The sequence below is a fragment of the Halorubellus litoreus genome (assembly GCF_037081675.1).
GTDB classification, from domain to species: Archaea; Halobacteriota; Halobacteria; order Halobacteriales; family Natrialbaceae; genus Halorubellus; species Halorubellus litoreus.
The window spans coordinates 601,863-619,011 of sequence record NZ_JAZAQL010000001.1 but is presented as its reverse complement, the minus strand read 5'-3'; the positions used below and the strand labels follow the sequence as shown (position 1 = coordinate 619,011).

The 17,149-nt window shown below is 67.7% G+C and carries 15 protein-coding genes; 7 read left to right on the top strand and 8 right to left on the bottom strand.

Going from position 1 to position 17,149, the window contains the following annotated elements; genetic code table 11:
* The first annotated feature begins 171 nt into the window (after nucleotides 1-171).
* The 4 genes from VYJ16_RS03135 to VYJ16_RS03120 all read left to right on the top strand — a co-directional run bounded on the left by VYJ16_RS03135 (nucleotide 172) and on the right by VYJ16_RS03120 (nucleotide 5,522).
* The gene (locus tag VYJ16_RS03135) at nucleotides 172-2,454 is read left to right on the top strand and encodes a DUF4350 domain-containing protein (RefSeq protein WP_336348855.1); all 2,283 of its coding nucleotides are present in this window, start codon (nucleotides 172-174) and stop codon (nucleotides 2,452-2,454) included.
* Between the two features lie 246 nt (nucleotides 2,455-2,700).
* The gene (locus VYJ16_RS03130; RefSeq protein WP_336348854.1) at nucleotides 2,701-3,675 is read left to right on the top strand and encodes a substrate-binding domain-containing protein; all 975 of its coding nucleotides are present in this window, start codon (nucleotides 2,701-2,703) and stop codon (nucleotides 3,673-3,675) included.
* 60 nt (nucleotides 3,676-3,735) lie between these two features.
* On the top strand, nucleotides 3,736-4,491 hold the full coding sequence (locus VYJ16_RS03125) for a phosphonate ABC transporter ATP-binding protein (RefSeq protein WP_336348853.1): 756 nt from the start codon (nucleotides 3,736-3,738) through the stop codon (nucleotides 4,489-4,491).
* Entirely contained in the window at nucleotides 4,488-5,522 is a 1,035-nt protein-coding gene (locus VYJ16_RS03120; protein WP_336348852.1) for a PhnE/PtxC family ABC transporter permease, read from the top strand. Before VYJ16_RS03125 ends, VYJ16_RS03120 begins: the two co-directional genes overlap by 4 nt.
* Nucleotide 5,523: 1 nt before the next feature.
* Here VYJ16_RS03120 and VYJ16_RS03115 read toward each other — a convergent pair whose 3' ends face one another.
* From VYJ16_RS03115 to VYJ16_RS03105, 3 genes are all read right to left on the bottom strand, one after another.
* Nucleotides 5,524-6,138 (bottom strand): uracil-DNA glycosylase, encoded by a 615-nt coding sequence (locus VYJ16_RS03115; protein ID WP_336348851.1) that lies wholly within the window; start codon nucleotides 6,136-6,138, stop codon nucleotides 5,524-5,526.
* A gap of 75 nt (nucleotides 6,139-6,213) precedes the next feature.
* Nucleotides 6,214-6,798: an endonuclease dU gene (locus VYJ16_RS03110; protein ID WP_336348850.1), complete on the bottom strand. Its 585-nt coding sequence runs from the start codon at nucleotides 6,796-6,798 to the stop codon at nucleotides 6,214-6,216.
* A complete protein-coding gene (locus VYJ16_RS03105) occupies nucleotides 6,795-6,971 on the bottom strand; it encodes a DUF5786 family protein (protein WP_227132143.1) in 177 nt (58 codons plus the stop codon). Before VYJ16_RS03105 ends, VYJ16_RS03110 begins: the two co-directional genes overlap by 4 nt.
* A gap of 107 nt (nucleotides 6,972-7,078) precedes the next feature.
* Here VYJ16_RS03105 and VYJ16_RS03100 point away from each other — a divergent pair, with 107 nt between their 5' ends.
* Nucleotides 7,079-7,693 (top strand): MBL fold metallo-hydrolase, encoded by a 615-nt coding sequence (locus VYJ16_RS03100; RefSeq protein ID WP_336348849.1) that lies wholly within the window; start codon nucleotides 7,079-7,081, stop codon nucleotides 7,691-7,693.
* Nucleotides 7,694-7,764: 71 nt separating this feature from the next.
* Here VYJ16_RS03100 and VYJ16_RS03095 read toward each other — a convergent pair whose 3' ends face one another.
* Nucleotides 7,765-7,914: a 50S ribosomal protein L40e gene (locus VYJ16_RS03095; protein WP_227132140.1), complete on the bottom strand. Its 150-nt coding sequence runs from the start codon at nucleotides 7,912-7,914 to the stop codon at nucleotides 7,765-7,767.
* Between the two features lie 185 nt (nucleotides 7,915-8,099).
* Between VYJ16_RS03095 and VYJ16_RS03090 the strand changes: the two genes are divergently transcribed.
* Complete coding sequence (locus VYJ16_RS03090; RefSeq protein WP_336348848.1) at nucleotides 8,100-9,884, top strand: site-2 protease family protein; 1,785 nt, start codon at nucleotides 8,100-8,102, stop codon at nucleotides 9,882-9,884.
* 42 nt (nucleotides 9,885-9,926) lie between these two features.
* Here VYJ16_RS03090 and VYJ16_RS03085 read toward each other — a convergent pair whose 3' ends face one another.
* Nucleotides 9,927-12,119, bottom strand: a complete 2,193-nt coding sequence (locus tag VYJ16_RS03085) for a CARDB domain-containing protein (protein ID WP_336348847.1) — start codon at nucleotides 12,117-12,119, stop codon at nucleotides 9,927-9,929.
* A 90-nt stretch (nucleotides 12,120-12,209) separates the two neighbouring features.
* A complete protein-coding gene (locus tag VYJ16_RS03080) occupies nucleotides 12,210-12,734 on the bottom strand; it encodes a PadR family transcriptional regulator (RefSeq protein ID WP_336348846.1) in 525 nt (174 codons plus the stop codon).
* A 135-nt stretch (nucleotides 12,735-12,869) separates the two neighbouring features.
* Here VYJ16_RS03080 and VYJ16_RS03075 point away from each other — a divergent pair, with 135 nt between their 5' ends.
* Nucleotides 12,870-14,444, top strand: a complete 1,575-nt coding sequence (locus VYJ16_RS03075) for a heme-binding protein (RefSeq protein WP_336348845.1) — start codon at nucleotides 12,870-12,872, stop codon at nucleotides 14,442-14,444.
* 125 nt (nucleotides 14,445-14,569) lie between these two features.
* Here VYJ16_RS03075 and VYJ16_RS03070 read toward each other — a convergent pair whose 3' ends face one another.
* Nucleotides 14,570-15,478: a YceK/YidQ family lipoprotein gene (locus VYJ16_RS03070; RefSeq protein ID WP_336348844.1), complete on the bottom strand. Its 909-nt coding sequence runs from the start codon at nucleotides 15,476-15,478 to the stop codon at nucleotides 14,570-14,572.
* 605 nt (nucleotides 15,479-16,083) lie between these two features.
* A complete protein-coding gene (locus VYJ16_RS03065) occupies nucleotides 16,084-17,142 on the bottom strand; it encodes an aldo/keto reductase (RefSeq protein WP_336348843.1) in 1,059 nt (352 codons plus the stop codon).
* Between the last annotated feature and the right edge of the window lie 7 nt (nucleotides 17,143-17,149).

Here is a 17,149-nt window from a genome sequence, read left to right as displayed (position 1 = left end):
GGCGCAGGGGGTCGTCGAACCGCGCGCCTTCGGGGTGCACTCGGGGAATCCACTGGTATCGCGGGCGTCGACCGATGGCATCCAACTCCCTTCGGATTATTTACGTTAGTTTCCAAGGCTATATATTGAACATAGAAGACTTTAATTAACGTCTCTATCCATCGTAGGACGATGCGTCGACGACGCTTCATCGAACTCACCGCGGCGACGGCCCTCGCAGGGTCGGCGTCCGCGAAGGCAGGGCACCAATCCGCATCCACCATCTCGCGACTCCGATTCCACTCGTCGGGCTCGTTCTACCGCGCCGACGGCGGCCCGCTCACCGACGACGCGTACGTCCCCGTGTGGGCCGAGGACACCGCGACCAACGACGACGCCGACTACGACTACGACGCCTTCGAGTACTGGGACTCCCGCCAGATTCCCCTCGTGGCGGTCGACGAGGGCGTCGTCGCGTTCGGTTCGACGCTCGTCGACGACGATTCGCTCACCGGCGAGTACGACAACCTCCAGTTCCTCCTCGACGTCTGGAACGCCGAGGTCGGCTCCGGAACCGTCCTCTGGGACGAATCCAACGGCCAGTACTGGACGCTCGAGAAGTTCAGCGAGTTCGAAGCCGCCGCCGAGAGCGACGGCTTCGACGTCCAGGCAACGCAGAACCTCCACAACGACCTCGCGGACGCCGACGCCGCGGTCGTCACCGCGCCCGGCGAGTACCTCACCGACGGCGAACTCGACGCGCTCGCCGCGTTCGTCGCCGACGGCGGGACGCTGTTCCTCCACGACCAGTCCGACTACAACGACTACGACGCCACCCAGCGACTCGACGAGATCTGCGAGCGCGTGGGGACAGTCTTCCAGTTCAACGACGACCAGGTCTACGACGACGAGCAGAACGCCGGGGCGTCCTACGAGCCGACGACGGACGTCTTCGTCACCGACTTCCCGTACTTCGACGGTGACGGCGGTGACGGCGGCGACGGCGGTGACGGGAACGAGGCGCCGACGGCGAGCGCGAGCGCCGACGACACCACCGTCGCACCCGGGACGAGCGTCGCCTTCGACGGCAGTGGCTCGACGGACGCCGACGGCAGTATCGCGAGCTACGACTGGACGTTCGGCGACGGCGCCACCGCGACCGGCGCGACGCCCACGCACACCTACGACACCGCGGGGAGCTACGACGCGACGCTCACCGTCACCGACGACGACGGCGCGACCGACGACGCCACGGTCAGCATTACGGTCGAGAGCGCGGGCGGCCCGGACACGACAACGGTCACCATCGACGCGCTCAGCGACGGCGACACGTTCGACGTCCAGTTCGACGACGGCTCCACCGAGAGCATCCGCGTGCTCGGCATCGACACCGCCGAGAAAGCGAGCAACCAGGACGCCGAACGCCCCCCGGAGTGGGAGGGCATCGACTCGCTCGACTACCTCGCGACGTGGGGCGACGAGGGCACGCAGTACGCCGAGGACGCGTTCGACGTCGGCGACACCGTCGAGATATTCTACGACGACAACGAGGGCAAGACCGACCCGTTCGGTCGCCTGCTCGCGTACGTCAAGTACGACGCGACCGGCGACGGTTCCCGGGACACCCTCTACAACGAGCAGATAATCGAGGACGGGTACGCTCGCGTGTACGGCTCCAGTCTCGCGAAGCACGACGCGTTCCTCGCGGCGGAGCAGGCCGCGCGCTCGAACGACCTCGGCGTCTGGGCGAACGCGAACCCGGACGCCTCCAGTGAGATCCGGGACGCGAGCGTCGACGAGCTGTTCTTCCCGCAAGCCGCCGCCGTCACGAGTAGCGACGGCTCGCTCTCGTCGAGTCGCGTGCCCGTGACGGACGCGGACGGCGCGAACGCGCTCGTCGGCGTGGACGCCGCGAACAACGTCGCGATGGTCGGCGGCCTCGTCATCGACGAGACCTACGAGGCCGACGAAGGGTACGCGGTCGACACGAGCGACTACGGGAACTTCCCGTTCCTCACGAACCTCGTCGACTCGCTCGCGGCCACCACGGGGAACGTCCTCGTCGACGGCGGCCACGGCCAGTTCGGGTCCGACGCCGCGCTCTCCAGCGAGGACGCCGCGTACTACCAGCGGTACCTCGAAGGCCAGGACCTCGGGTTCGAGCAGCGCAACGACCTCGCGAACGCCGACCTCTCCACGGGTCGTGCGCTCGTCGTCACCACGCCCGCGAGCGGGTTCACGACCGCCGAGGTCGACGCCGTCCAGTCGTTCGCGGCGAACGGCGGCGCCGTCGTCCTCATGGGTGCCGCCAACGGCGACGCGACCGCACTCAACGACCTCGCGAGCGCGCTCGGCACCGACCTCCGCCTCGGCGCCGCGGTCACGGACTACTCGAACAACCTGAACGGCGACGACGCCATCCCCGTCACGTCGAACTTCGACACCACGTTCGACCTGTTCGGGTCCTACAGTTGAGGACTCAATAGCCGGAGTTGTTCGCTCGCGGACTCGCTCTCCGCGGCGGGGCGAACTCCCCGACGGAACGGAGGCGACTTTCGAATCCTCCGTCGAATCCCGCAACTGGTTACCATCCGTCCCGCAGATACCGCAGGACGGTTTAACATGAGAACTGGCCGCCGTCTTATTTTTGTTCTACATAGTTCTACATAGAACGATTAGGAAAACTTAAGGTCATAATCAAGAACTATGAATTGATTCGCAATGGCAAGTCGACGCGATTTCCTCAAGGCGACAGGCACGGCGGGGGCCCTCGGCCTCACGAGCATGGCGGGCTGCATCGGTAGCTTCGGCAGCCAGCCGTACAACGACGGCACGGTCCAGTTCATGATGAGCCCGACCGAGCCCCAGAACTACATGATGAAGCAGTACGGCCCGGTCAAAGAGCACCTCAACAGCGAGCTCGGCGACAAAGCGGACGTCGAACTCCAGTACGCGTCGAACTACTCCGCGGTCCTCCAGGGCCTCGGCTCCGGGTCCGCCGACATCGCCGAGACCGGTCCGTTCGCGGCCGCCCTCGGCGTCAAGGCCGACAAGGCCAACATCGCGCTCCAGCGGAAGGCGTACGGCTCCTGGAAGTACACGAGCGTCATCGTCGTCCGCGAGGACTCCGACATCGAGTCCGTCAGCGACCTCAAGGGCAAGACGATCGCGTTCGCGGACATGACGTCGGCGTCCGGCTCGCTCTACCCCCTCTGGATGCTGAAGGAGGAAGGCCTCAAGGTCGGCGAAGCGCCCTCGAGCGACAACGGCGCGGACTTCACGGGCACGTGGTCCGGGCACGCGGAAGCGTTCAAGACGCTCCAGGACGGCCAGGCCGACGCCGCCGCCGTCGGGAAGTTCATCACGCAGGGTGACGACGGCTACGTCGACGGTGTCCGCCCGATCGCGGACTACATGAAGGACTACAACGAGAACGGCATCCCGCGCGCGCCGATGGTGACGAGCCCCGAGCTCTCCGAGGAGAACAAGAACGCGCTCGTGAACGCGCTCAAGGACGCGCCCGACTCGATGTACCTCGGCGCGAACGGCATGCCGAACTCGGAGACTCCCGAGGACAAGACCGAGGACGACCTCTGGTTCTCGGGCGTCCGTCCCGCGAGCCTCGAGACCTACCAGCCGGTCATCGACGTCGCGAACTCGCTCGGCCTCAGCACCGACCTGCTGGACTCCGCCTGAACGGCGATTCATCGAGTCGAGTTCGAAAGCAACTAACCGTTCTTCACGAATATTTAGTCAATGCCAGCGATTAACGTAGAGAACCTGACAAAACGCTACGGGGATACCGTGGCGCTCGAGGACGCCTCGTTCACCATCCCGGAGGGCGAGTTCGTGGTGCTCCTCGGGCCCTCGGGTGCAGGGAAGTCGACCCTGCTACGCATCCTGAACGGCCTCACCGAGCCGACGGAAGGCGGCGTGTACATGGGCGACCGGAAGCTCAGTGGGCGACGCAGCGACATCGGCATGGTGTTCCAGATGCACTACCTCGTCGAGTCGATGAGCGCGTACAAGAACGCCCTGACGGGCGCACTCAGCCGCGAGGACCTCGTCCGGAGTCTCCTCACGTGGTACGACACGCCCGACAAGGTGAACGCGCTCGAAGCGCTCGACACCGTCGGCTTGCTCGACGAAGCCCAGCAGCGCGCGGGCTCGATGTCCGGCGGGCAGAAACAGCGCGTCGGCATCGCGCGCGCACTCGTCCAGCAACCCGACCTCATGCTCGCGGACGAACCCGTCGCGAGCCTCGACCCGAAGGCCGCGGAGGAAGTGATGGGGTACATGCGTGACGCGGCGAAAGAACGCACCCTCACGACCATCGCGAGCCTCCACCAGGTCGGACTTGCGCGCGAGTTCGGTGAACGCTACATCGGGCTGCGCGACGGCCGCGTCGTCTTCGACGGCGGGAAGGACGACCTGACGATGGACGTCGTCGACGAGATCTACTACGAGGACGACGAGGAGGCCTCGGCGGCCACCCAGGAGGCGATACAATGAGCGAAGAGAGCGCGTCCGTGGAGATGGGCGGGACGCAAGCGGACACGTCCCAGCGCATCAAGGACCGGCTCATGGAGATCGAGCGCGCACAGCGCATCCGCCGGTTCCTCATGCTCGGCCTGGTCGTCGGCGTGCTCGCCGCGACCGGCGCGGGCCTGGCGTACCTCGGGTTCACGCTGGCGGCGGTCGTCCGGCAGTTCCCGGTGTTCCTCGAAAACATGTTCAACTTCGCGACGCCGGACTTCCGGTTCTTCACGCTGTACTCCTCCGAGAACCAACTCGACGGGTGGAGCGGGCTGTTCGGAAGCCTCGCGAACCCGGGGTCGCTCGTCGACGCCGTCATGGGACGCAACGAGGGGACGAGCATCGTCGGCGCGAGCGTCGTCACGATCATCGTCGGCCTCACCGGGACGGTCGTCGGGTTCCCGCTCGCGCTGTTCTTCGGCGTGCTCGGGAGTGAGCGCGTGACGCCGTTCCCGTTCAACTTCCTGTTCCGCGGGACGATGAGCACCATCCGCGCGATCCCCGCGATCGTCTGGGTGCTGTTCTACATCCCCGTGTTCGGGCCGACGCCGCTGTCCGCGATGTTCGCCATCGCGACCGACACCATCGGGAACATGGGTCGGTTGTTCACGGACGAACTCGAGGAGGTCGAGGAGGGCCCCATCGAGGCGATCTCCTCGACGGGCGCGAACCGCTCGCAGGTCATCAGCTTCGGGATGCTCTCGCAGGTGTTCTCGTCGTTCATCGCGTGGGCACTCTACATCACGGAGATCAACGTCCGTATCGCCATCTCGCTGGGTGTCGTCGGCGCGGGTGGCCTCGGCCAGTACATCAAGGGTCAGCTCGCGCAGCTCGCGTTCAGTCGCGCTGCGGCTGGCATCTTCATGGTCATCGTCATCGTCATCAGCGTCGAGCTGTTCTCCTCGCGGCTCCGGTCGCGACTCCGCCCGGAGGAGGACACCGGTGACGGGTTCTTCGCTGCACTGAAGCGGTTGTTCGACGGCGATCGCTGGCTCGGTCGGTCGTAACTCAGAACTCGCCGAGGCGGGACTGCCCGCCGCTTCCTTCTCTCTCGACGCCCGCGAGCGCCGCGGCTTCGGCGATGGCGTCGGTGAACGTATCGCGTTGACTGCGGTCGTAGAGCGTCGCCGCGGGGTGGACGCTCAGGACGACGCGGAACTGGCGGTCGCCGACGCGGACGTCGTGGACGTCGCCGGCTTCGCTCGTGATGGCGACGTCGCGCTCTAAGAGGTGCTGGCTCGGGACCTTCCCGAGGGTCACGACGACGTCGGGGTCGACGGCGTCGAGTTCGCGTTCGAGATGGTCGCGGCAGTTCGCGAGTTCGTCGGTCCTGGGGTCGCGGTTGTCCGGCGGCCGGCAGCGCACGCAGTTCGTGATGCGGACGTCCTCGCGGAGGAGCCCGACGTCGCCGAGTGCGTCGTCGAGGACGTCCCCCGACCGGCCGACGAACGGCTCGCCGCGTTCGTCCTCGTTCGCGCCCGGGGCTTCGCCGACGAAACACAGCGCGGCGTCGTCGGGGCCGACGCCGTTCACGATGCGTGACCGCGAGTCACAGAGTTCCGGGCAGCGCGTGCAGGCGGTGACGGTCGCGCCCTCGAACGCGACCGCGTCGTCGTCGCTCATGTGCACTCCGCGGTGGGGCACGCTCCTAACGGTTTCGCCCCTGGTCGTCGACGCGACCGCGGCCGGCGGACGCGGTTAGTCGCCGCGACGGAGGGCGTCGCCGGCGCGCGCAACCTCGCGGGCGACGCGGACCGGTTCCGGCCGGCCGCTCTCGTGCGTGAACGCGCGGACGACCTCGGCGGCGTGCTCGTCGCCGATACCGACCGCGCGAACGTACACGACGTCGCTGCGCCCCTCGACACTGGCGTCGTCGCGGGCGACGCGGACGGCGCGGCGTGCCGGCAGCGCGTGGTACGCGTCGAGTCGCGCGTCGAGCGCGTCCCCGTCGAACGCGTCCCTGAGCGCCGGTTCGAGGCTCTCGCTCGCCTCGAACGTCACCGCGAGCACCGGCCGGTCCAGTCGCTCGTGGAGCGCGTCGAGGTCGAGGAGGTTGTACCACGCGAGCGCCACACCAGCGACCAGGACGTAGCGCGCGTCCGGTCGCTCGAGGGACTCGACGACGTCACCGACGCCGACGGTGGCGTCGCTCCCACCGACCGTACACTGCCCGAAAGAAACGGATTCGACGGCTCTGTCGCGTCGCGCGACCACGCCCGCGAGGGTGCTCGCGTCGCCGGTGTAGGACTCGGCGACCCCCACCGCGCGCGCCCCTGGCTTCACGTCTCGTCTTTGATGTCCTGCAAGCGATCGAGGAGTTCATCGTTCGATGCCCCGTTCTCGAAGTCGACCTCACCGTCGTGGTCGGTATCACGGCCGTCGACGGTGTCCTCGTCCAGGTCTGTGTCGATTTCCTGCGAGCCCTGCTCGGACTCGTCGTAACTCCCAAAACCCATACGTGTGAAACACTATCGTGCAGGCTCAAAAGCGTCACGGGCGATTCGTCAGTTTCCGAAGGCGTGGCGCGTCAGGCTTTAGTAATCGACCGTCCGTCCGTACTCATGTGACAGTACATACGGTGACGGCGGACGCGGAGACGTTCACGTGCAACGCCTACCTCGTGACGGGCGACGTGACGGCGCTCGTGGACGCCGGCGCGTACGACGGCGTCGTCGACGCGGTCCGCGAGCACGTCGACGACGTCGACGTCGTCTACCTCACGCACCAGCACGGCGATCACGTCGCGCAGTTGGACGCCGTCGTCGACGCGTTCGACCCGGACGTGTACGCGTACGCCGAACACGAGCACCGAACGCACGCGCTCGAGGACGGCGACACCGTCGCCATCGGCGACGAGGACTTCGACGTCGTCTACACGCCCGGGCACGCGAGCGACCACGTCTCCTTCGTCTCCGAGACGACGCTGTACTCGGGTGACGTCGTCGTGCACGACGACGGCGCGTTCGACTACGGGAGCTTCGGGCGCACCGACTACGCGGGCCAGAGCCGCGAGCGCCTCATCGAGAGCATCCGGCACCTCCTCGACCGGTTCCCCGAGACCGTCGAGCACATGTACGCCGGGCACGGGAGCGAGTTCCACGGCGACGTCCGGGACGTCGTCGAGACCGCGCTCGCTCGCGCGGAGAAGCGCGAACCGAAGTACCCCGACGAAGCCTGAGCGAGCGTCGCCACTCGCTGACGGAGCGTCGAACGCGTGAAAGAAGCGGTTTGGAGGACGAACGCCGCGAATCAGGCTGCGCGCGCTTCCTTCGCCTTCGGACGCAGGTTCTTGTACCCGCACTTCCGGCAGCGCTTCGCTTCCTTGGAGTTCCGGGCGTTACATCGCATGCAGATCATCTTCTCGAGGTTCCGCGCTTCTGCTTCCTTGAAACTGGCCATACCGTCCCTCCTTCCCGGTCGCGGTTAAACCTTTCCGAGTTCCGCCGCGAGCCACGCTGAACGCGACGACTGGCGGTGACCGTTCCAGTGCACTCGAACGCGGAACCCCCGGCGTGCGGTCGGTTCGACCGCCTGAGTACAGGGTAACCAAAGCCATTTGCCCGCGCGTCCCCGAGAGACGAGTGATGGTCTCCACGCTGCAGTGGGTGCTGTTCGGGCTCGCAGTCTACTGGCTCGCGGTCATCTACGCTAACCGGAACGGGCTCCTCCCGTCGTTCGTCGGGACGAGCGGTCCGATACTCACCCTCCACACGAAGCGCGGGCGGGCGTTCTTGAACTGGCTCGCCGGCCCGAAGCGGTTCTGGCGTGCGTGGGCGAACGTCGGCGTCGGCATCGCGCTCGTCGTCATGGTCGGGTCTTTCGTCGCGCTCGTGTTCGCCGCATTCAACGTCGTCCAGGACCCCGCCACGCAGACGGTCAGTAACCCGAAGAACTTCCTCGTCATCCCGGGCGTCAACGACTTCCTGCCGCTGTCGGCCGCGCCCGGTATCGTGTTCGGGCTCGCGGTCGGCCTCATCGTCCACGAGGGCGGACACGGCCTCCTCTCTCGCGTCGAGGACATCGAGATCGAGTCCATGGGGCTCGCGCTCCTCGCCATCCTCCCCGTGGGCGCGTTCGTCGAACCGAACGAGAAACAGCGCCGCGACCGGACGCGCGGCGCGCAGACGCGGATGTTCGCCGCGGGCGTCACGAACAACTTCGCGGTCACCGTCGTCGCGTACGCGCTCCTGTTCGGCCCCATCATCGCGTCGCTGTCGGTCGCACCGGGCGCGGCGGTCGCCGGCGCGTTCCCGGGGTCGCCCGCTGCGCAAGCGGACATCGGCGAAGGCGACCGCATCACCGCGTTCGACGGCGCCGTCGTCGAGTCGAACGCGGACGTCTCCGCGATGCTCGCGAACACCACCGCGGAGACCGTCGAGGTCGAGATCGACGGCGAGCGCACCGAGCGCGTGGAACGCACCGTTCTCGTCACGCAGACAGTGCGTGGTGGTCCAGCCGCGGTCGCGCCGGAGGATACGATAACCGCGATCAACGGGACGCCGGTCAGTACCACCGCCGGGTTCTACGACGCCGTCGAGGCGTCACCAGGCCCGGTGAACGCGACCGTCGAACGCGCGAACGGAACGGTGGCGACCACCGAGTTCGTCGCGGGTGCGTACGTCCGCGTGCTCGACGGCGACCCGTTCGCGGCCGGTGGTGCGCCCGCCGGCGAGATGCTCGTCGTCACCGCGGTCGACGGCGAGCGCGTCGTCGACACGCGCGAACTCGTCCGGTACGTCGAGAACCAGGACCCCGGGACGACCGTCTCCATCACCGCGTACCACGACGGCGCTCGCGAGACGTACGAGGTCGAACTCGGCGCGCAGGACGGCGGCGGCTTCCTCGGCGTCCAGCCCGTGTTCGGGACGACCGGGCTCGTCGTCACGGACTTCGGCGTGCAACTGTACCCCGCGGAGAACTACCTCGGCGCGCTCGGCGGCGGCGGCCCCGGCGACGCCGGGCTCGTCCAGTGGTTCTTCGGGACGATGATCGGGACGCTCATCCTCCCGTTCGCGAGCGCGTTCGGCGCGTTCAACCTCCCGTTGAACTTCGCTGGCTTCCAGGGCTCGATCACGAACTTCTACGTCGCGAGCGGCGGCCCGCTCTCCTTCCTCGGCGCCGACGCGGTGTTCGTGCTCGCGAACCTCGCGTTCTGGACCGGGTGGATCAACGTCCAGCTCGGGTTCTTCAACTGCATCCCCGCGTTCCCGCTCGACGGCGGCCACATCCTCCGCACGAGCACGGAAGCCATCATCTCGCGGCTCCCCATCGACCCGAAACGCCGGCACGTCCGGTACGTCACGACGAGCGTCGGCGTCACGATGCTCGTCTGCCTGCTCGCGATGGTCGTCGTCCCCAGCCTCCTCTGACCGCCCGGCGTCCCCTTTCTTCGACGACCGCACTCCGGCCGGTCAGCGCCGCGTTCGCGCGAGGAGCGTGACGCCGATGACCGCGACGAGTGCGGCCACGAGCCCGAACCCGGGCATCCCGGTCGCGTCCGTCGACGACCCGGTTCCGGTAGCGCTAGCGGTCTCGTTTCCGGCGGTCGTCGCCGCGGTAGTCGGGTCGACCGTCTCCGTCTCGGTCGGCGTCGTGGTGGCGTCTGTGGTATCGCGGTATCGGACGTCCATCTCGAACGTGGCGTTCGCGTCGCCGGCGACGACGCGGTAGCGAGCGGTCCCCGTGTCGTTGCGGGCGCGCAGGGAGAACGTCACCACCTCGGTCGCGTCGGCCGCGACGTCGACTGCTTTCGTCGAGACGTTCTCGCCGTCGCGGACCAGGCGAACGGTCGTCGACGCCGCGCTCTCGCCGGCGTTCTCGACGGTGACCGCGACCCCGAAGTCGTCGCCGGTGGCTAGTGCGGTCGGTGCGTCCACGGCAGCGATGTCGACCGCGGGCGACTCGTCCGCGTTCGCGTCCGTCATCGCGGCCGCGACGTCCACCTCGACGTCGTCGGTGTCGTTCCCGGCGTACAGCGACAGCGCGTACGTGCCGTTCACGGCGGCACCGTCGGTGTCGCCGTCGGGTCGTCGTCGGGTCGCGTCGACGAGCGTCGTCCCGTTGCCGGCGGCGAGCGCGCTGTCGACGGTCTGGGTCGCGCTCGTGTTCCAGCGGAGGACGGCGCGGCCGTCGTCGTCGGGGTCGGCGAGCGTCGCGACGAACGACACCGGCTCGTTCCCGCTCCCGAGCACGACGGTCGCGCGGTCAGCGCACCGGTCGATGCCGACCGGGATGCGGACCACGCCATCGTTCGACGACCGGAGCGCTTTCTCCGTGAAGTAGACGTCGGCGATAGCCGGCGCCTCGACGGTCACGGTCGCGTTCGCCGTCGCGGACGCGTCCACCGGCGTGAACGCGAGCGTGTGGTTCCCGGCGCCAGTGCAGCGGAAGTCCGCGGTCAGTTCCGCGTTCGAGGAGACGTCGTAGATGAGGACCGCGTCGGCGGTGCCGTCGTCGTCCGTATCGACCGTCTTCCCCGCCTCGAGGACGCGACGGAGCGTGGACCCGTTCAGGTCCGGGCTCGTGACGGCGAGGCCGTACCCGGCTCGGTTCGACCGGATGGAGACGTTCGTCGTCGTCGCCGCCGCCGAACCGTGGTCCCGGAGGACGGACGCGTTCAGCGAGGCGTCGAGGGTCTGCGCGCGAAGCCGGAACGAGACGGTTCGCGCGGTGCCATCGGCGACGAGCCGGTACCGGCCGGGGTCGGCGTTGGCGGTGTGCACGCGGACGGTGTCGTCGTCGACGGGGATCTCGGAGACGAACACCCACGAACCGTCCCGCTCCTGCTGGAGTTCCGCGGTGTCCACGTTCCACCGCTCGTCGACGAGCGTCTGACCCATCCAGTACGTGCCGCCGTCCTCGAGGGCTTCGTCCGGATCGTTCGTCGAGGTCTCGGTCGTCGTCGAATCGTCGACCGTCGTCGCCGCCGTCGTCGGCGCGCGAAGCCGGAACGAGACGGTTCGCGCGGTGCCGTCGGCGACGAGCCGGTACCGGCCGGGGTCGGCGCCGTCAGTAGAGACGGTGACGGTGCCGTCGGTCACGGACAACTGCGCGACGAACGCCCAGGCGTCGTCCGTCCGGTACTGGAGTTCGACCGTGCTCACGCTCCACGAGTCCGATACGAGGACCTGGCCAGGCTGGTACTCGCCGCCCGCGACGAGCGTCGTCCCGGACGTGCTCGTCGTGGGTTCGGCCGTCGTCGTCGACTCGTCGACCGTCGTCTCGGTCGTTCCCGCGCGGAGCCGGAACGAGACGGTTCGATCGGTGTCGTCGGCCGCGAGCCGGTATCGGCCCGGGTCGAGGCCGTCCGTCTTCACGCGAACGCGGCCGTCGGTCACGGACAACTGCGCGACGAACGCCCACGAGTCGTCCTCGCGATACTGGAGCTCCACGGCGTCCACGTCCCAGGAATCGGAGACGAGCGTCTGGCCGACGCGGTACTCGCCGCCGTCTTCGAGCGTCTCGTCCGGACCGACCGTCGTCGCGTCGTTCGCTGTCGAACCGTCCGTCGCCACGCCCATCGAGGTCGCCGCGCCAAGCGGTGCGAGCACCGCCAGGCCGACGACCGCGATGACAAGTAGCGTCTGCAGTCGATTGGAGGGCATCGATCCTGACGTACTAACCTACTGATAAAAAATATTGCCATACTATGACAGGACCGTGCTCCCCCGTCGGGGCGCCACCCTCGTCGGTCGCTACTCGTCGTCGCGGTCGACGCCGTGGGCGTCGTAGAACTCGTCGGGCGTCGCGTCCACGCGCTCGAAGTCACCGAAGTAGTGGTCGTGGTGACGGATCATCTGCTCGACGATCCACGCCGAGAAGTCCTCGTCGAAGTGCCACTCGCCGTCGAGCGCCGGCACCTCGAACCGGTCGTCGCACGAGAACGCGACGTAGACGTGATAGAACCCGAGGATGACGTCCGCGAACTCCTTGGCCTTCCTCGCGGACTCCTCGCGTCGGCGGTCGAGTTCGAGCACGCCGTCGTCCGTGAGCTCGAAGTACTTCCGGTCGGGCTCGTCCTCGCGCTCGATTCGCTGCGCCCATCCCTCGTCCTCGAACTTGTACAGTATCGGGTACACCGACCCGTACGAGGGCTCCCAGTGGCCGCCGCTGATGTCCGTTATCTCCTTGAGTATCTCGTACCCGTACCGTGGTTTCTCCGCGAGGAGTTCCAGGACGATGTACGCGATGAGCCCCTTCGGCGGGCCGCTCTTACGCATCTTGTCCTTATCTTCCGTGGCGGTCGTGAAAGGGTTTCGATACTCGGAGTCCGTTGCCGCTGTCGGTCGTTCGCTCGCCGTCGTCCCCGACCCGAGACCGACACGGCCTTCTGGCCGCCCGCCGAACGCGCGAGCATGGAGCAACGCGAACCGCCGCTCACGGCGGAAGGGTCGTACGTACTGCACGACTTCCGGACGGTGGACTGGGACGCCTGGCGGGAGGCGCCCGAGCACGAGCGCGAGCGCGCGCTCGAGGCGGGCGAGGACTTCCTCGTGCACCGCGAGCACGCCGCTCGAAGCGAGGGTGGCGAGTCCGCGTGCTACTCGGTGATGGGTCACAAGGCGGACCTCCTCTTCCTGCACTTGCGGCCGACGATGGCGGACCTCGACCGCATCGAGCGGTCGTTCGAGGACACCGCGCTCGCCGCGTTCACCGAACGCGCGACGAGCTACGTCTCCGTCACGGAGGCGTCGGGGTACGGCGAGCAGACCCGCGAGTACCTCGCCGGCGAGACCGACGAGGACGCCGCCATCGGCGACTACATCGACGACCGACTCCACCCGGAGATACCCGATAGCGAGTTCGTGTCGTTCTACCCGATGAGCAAGCGCCGTCAGCCCGAGCAGAACTGGTACGACACGCCGTACGACGAGCGCGCCGAGCACATCATGCGTCACGCGGACATCGGCCGGGACTACGCGGGGAAGGTCGACCAGATGATCTGCTCGTCCGTCGGCATGGACGCTCACGAGTGGGGGATCACGCTCTGGGCGGACGACCTCTCGAACGTGAAGGACCTCCTGAACGAGATGCGGTTCGACCCGTCGACGTCGCAGTTCGCTGACTTCGGTGACTTCCTCGTCGGCCGGAAGTTCCCGCCCGCGGACCTCCCCGCGTTCTTCGCCGGCGAGGACATCCCCGTCCCCGAGGGGGAGCGCGACGCCGCGGACGCCGAAGGCGGCCACCACGACCACGGTCACGGTGACGACGACGGCCACCATCACGGCGACGACGGTGGGCATCACCACGGCGAGGGTGACCACCACCACGGCGACGACGACGGCCACCACCACGGCGACGACGCGGAGCGCGCGCACGGCGACGACGCTGGCGGGCCGCCCGCGGACGTCCGCGACGAACTCGAAGCGGAGGGCGTCTACGGCGGGCAGCCCCACGGCGAGGACGTGTACGCGGTCGTCCTCTACTCGGACGCGGACGTCGACGAACTCTACGAGGAGATGGATGGCCTGCGCGGGAACTTCGAGCACTACGACCGCCACGTGAAGACCGCGGTCTACGAGAACCCCGACGGGCCGCACGCCGTCGCGAGCGTGTGGGAGGCCCAGGAGGCCGCCGACACCGCGAGCGGGTTCCTCACCGACCTCCCCGGTATCGTCCGGCAGGCCGGCGACGACGCCGACGCCGACACGTGGGGGACGATGGGGATGTTCTACACGACCAAGCCCGAGAAACGCGAGGACTTCGTCGACAAGTTCGAGACCGTCGGCGGCGTCCTCGCGGACATGGACGGGCACGTGAAGACGGACCTCCTCGCGAACGTCGAGGACGAGAACGACATGTTCATCGCGTCGCGCTGGCAGTCCCGCGGCGACGCGATGGCGTTCTTCCGCTCGGACGCTTTCAGCGACACCGTCGACTGGGGCCGGGACGTCCTCGCGGACCGCCCGCGGCACGTCTTTCTGGCGTGAACTGACTGGTCGCAGGAGCATACGGCGGCCTCCAGGCCGCCGTTTCGGGGTGTGAACTGACTGACTGCGGTAGCATACGGCGGCCGCAAGGTCGCCGTTTCGGGGTGGGGACTGTTCGAGCGGGTTCAGGCGCTTCCGACGTAGAAGTCGTACGCGCCGGTTGCTTCCGTGCCCGTGACCTGGACGACGCGGCCGTTCGTCGATATCTCGACGTCCTGGAACTCGTCGAACGTGTCGTCGGCGTCCACCCAGTCCTCGATGTCGCCTTCGTCGATGTCGGACGCTTCGTTGAACACGCGGACGAACGTCGTCTCGATGCCGTCGTCGACGAGCACGGAGTCGATTCCGCGCGCGACCTCGCCCGCGAAGTCGCCGTCGTCGGTGTCCGTGGACTCGGTCTCGTCGTACGTCCGCATCGACTGGATGGCGCTGTCACCGAACGCGTCCGTGAGTGCCTTGAAGTCCTCGCTGTCGGCGGTGTAGCTTTCCGCGTCACCGGCGTTCACGTCGAGGATGCCTTCGAGGACCGCTTCGGCGTTGTCCGCGCTTCCGAAGATGCCCGTCGAGCGCGCGACGACGACCTCGCTGCTCCCGATGCCGACCGCGGCGTCCTCGTCCGGGCCGACGTACACGTCGTAGTTCTTGTACGTGTCCTCGCCGCTGAACTCCTCGGCTTCGAGCGTCGACGCGACGTCGTCCGTCTCGAAGTCCGCAGCGAGGACGGCGTTCTTCCCGAACGCGAGCTGGGCGTCGGTCGTCCCGAACTCGAACCCGACGAGGTCGCGCGCGGAACTCCCGAACGACCGCATCGCGTCGTAGACGTCGTCGTCGAAGTTCGCCGCGCGCTCCGCGATCGCCGAGGGCTTGTACCGCAGCGACAGGTAGTGGTCGACGTCGCCGACCGTCCCCGGCTGGTAGAGCCATTGCGTCTCGCTCGCGCCTTCGGACCCACCGAGGATGCTCGAACAACCCGCGAGCGCGACCGCGCCGGACGCCGCCGTGACTTTCAACAGTGAACGCCGTGTTCGTGTCATGCCCGAACCGAGTGGCCTTGGTTACATAGGTCCTGCGCCAAAGTTGTATTGCCGACGCCGTCGACGGGAACCGCAAGGTCACGAGAGAACTACCGTATAGCGGGCCAGAACGCTCCAGAACGCCCCAGAACCGTCTCACTCGCTATCGTCGTCGGTCGTTCGACGGCGCGGTCGCTATCGAGAGAATTGGGTCGGTCGCACCGAAAGAATCCGATAGAAGCCGGCCGCGAAAGCGGCCGGCCTCGGACCGTAGATGGGTGGGTGGGTGGAACCGGCCTGACGTGGGTGGGGTGGGTGGGTGGGTGTCGGCCGGTGGATTCGGTGGTGCGGTTGTCGACGTCTGCACGAGTGCACCCGGTACGACGGAACCGACTCGCGTCGGCCTCCCCCCTCGTATGGTGTGCGTGTGCGGACAGGCCCTGGCGGCTCGATGTGGGGACGAGCGCCAACGGGCACTCAGTGCTACGGTGGTATCCCATATCAGTATAGACTGCCTAAACGCCCCGTAAGGAGTGCTTACGGGCGTCGAACGACCGCTTCGGTGCCCTCGAACCCGTTCTTTTTTCGACGTCCGTCCAACGTCCTGGGTTCGCGAGAGTGTCGCCTCAGTCGCCCGCGACGTGCTTGTCGAGCCCGGCGCGTTCGATGTCCTCACCGCCGACGGACGACCGGAGACTGTCCATGCCGTCGTCGCGGTCCAGCTCGAACCCGTTCGCCTGGAGTTCGCGAACGCGCTCGTACTCCTCGGCCGACAGCGGCGGGACGTCGCTCGCCGCCGCCCACGCGTCGATGTCCTCGCGCGTGCGGAACGTCGGCGTCACCGTCGCCACCGCGTCGTGATAGAGGAGGTACTGGAGCGACCCCTGCGCCATCGTCCGCTCGCCGTCACCCTCCAAGAACCGAAGCTTCTCGACCTTCTCGAACCCCGTCTCGAACCACGCGTCCGGCCGGTACGCGCGATGGTCGCCCTCGCCCGGCGGGTTCTCGGGCGTTATCTGCTCGTTCAGCAACCCAGAGGAGTGCGGGACGCGCGGCACGAGACTCGTCTCGCTCCCGGTCTCCTCGATGACCTCCAGGAATCGGTCGCCGATCTCGGGTTCGAGCGCGTTCCAGACGAGCTGGACGGAGTCGAACTCCTCGCGGATCGCCTTCTCGCCCTCCGCGAGCCAGCCGATGCTCGGCCCGAGCGCGATACCGACCGCGTCCGCGCGACCGCTCTCCCTGACCTCGTCGAGCCACTCCAGGACGTCCGCGTCGATCTCCTCGACGTTCGCGTTGTGCAACTGGAGGAGTTCCACCTTGTCGAACCCGAGCCGGTCGAGGCTCTGCTCGAGCGCGTCGTCGAGATACTCGGGGTGCATCTCCTTCGGGAGCTCGCCGTGACCCGCCTGCGGGTTGTTGTAGAAGTCGTACCCTATCTTCGTCGCGACCGAGACCTCGTCGCGGACGTCCGCGAGCGCCTCGCCGACGAGTTCCTCGCTGTGCCCGTGCCCGTACACGTCGCCCGTGTCGAAGTACGTGATGCCCTGGTCGAACGCGTACCGGAGCATCTCCTTGGCCTCCTCGTCGGTGCGGTCGCCCCACCAGTCGGTGCCGACCGTCCACGCGCCGAACCCGATCTCGGACACGTCGACGCCCGCTGCGCCGAGTTCGCGGTAATGCATACGACGA